The sequence below is a fragment of the Nocardia anaemiae NBRC 100462 genome (assembly GCF_001612725.1).
Classification (GTDB): domain Bacteria; phylum Actinomycetota; class Actinomycetes; order Mycobacteriales; family Mycobacteriaceae; genus Nocardia; species Nocardia anaemiae.
On the sequence record NZ_BDAZ01000130.1, the window covers coordinates 1 to 688 of the forward strand.

Consider the following 688-nt stretch of genomic DNA (forward strand, 5'->3'; position numbering starts at 1 on the left):
TTCGGGTTCGGCGGTTGTGCCGCAGGGCAATGTTGTGGCGCCGCCTGCTCCGGGGGCGGGTCAGGGGCAGCCGCCTGCTGGGCAACCGGCGCCGCAGGCTCAGGCTGCGCCTGCTGAGGCTGCGCCGCCTTTGGTGGATCCGGATACGGTGGCGGCGTTGGCTCCTGCGGCGTTGTCGGCGGGGGCGATGGCGTTGGGTGTGTTGCCGATGCTGGCCTCGGCGTTGGCCGGGCTCGGTAGCGGGGGCGGCAATGGTGCTGGTTCGGGGACCGGTACCGGTGCCGATGGTGGTGCGGATGGGTCCGAGGGTGGGTTGTCGCCGGAGGCGCAGAAAGCGTTGCAGGCGTTGAAGTTGCTTGCCGCTGTCTATGGTGACGGTAAGACCGATGATCCGGAGGTCAAGCAGTTACGTCAGCAGTTGGGGATCAACGGGACCGGTTCGGGAGCGACCGCGATCAAAGCGCGGCAGTTGTTCCAGAAAAACGCGGCGACCGCGTTCAACAACCTCGACAACCAATTGGCTTCCTACATCACCGGTTTGGCCGGTAACCACAAGGTCGACAAGAAAGCGGTCACCGCGCTCATCCGCGAGGTCAACGTCGCCCTGGCCGAACTCGGCCCGCAGGCCTACACCAAGGCCGGACGCCAGAAGGTCCACCAAATCCTCACCAACGCACTACAAAAAGCC

At 65.6% G+C, this 688-nt stretch carries 1 protein-coding gene; it reads left to right on the forward strand.

The window, feature by feature from the left end; all coding sequences use genetic code 11:
• Positions 1-157: 157 nt before the first annotated feature.
• On the forward strand, positions 158-688 hold a 531-nt coding region (locus NA5_RS38730), incomplete at its 3' end, for a DUF4226 domain-containing protein (protein WP_157110915.1).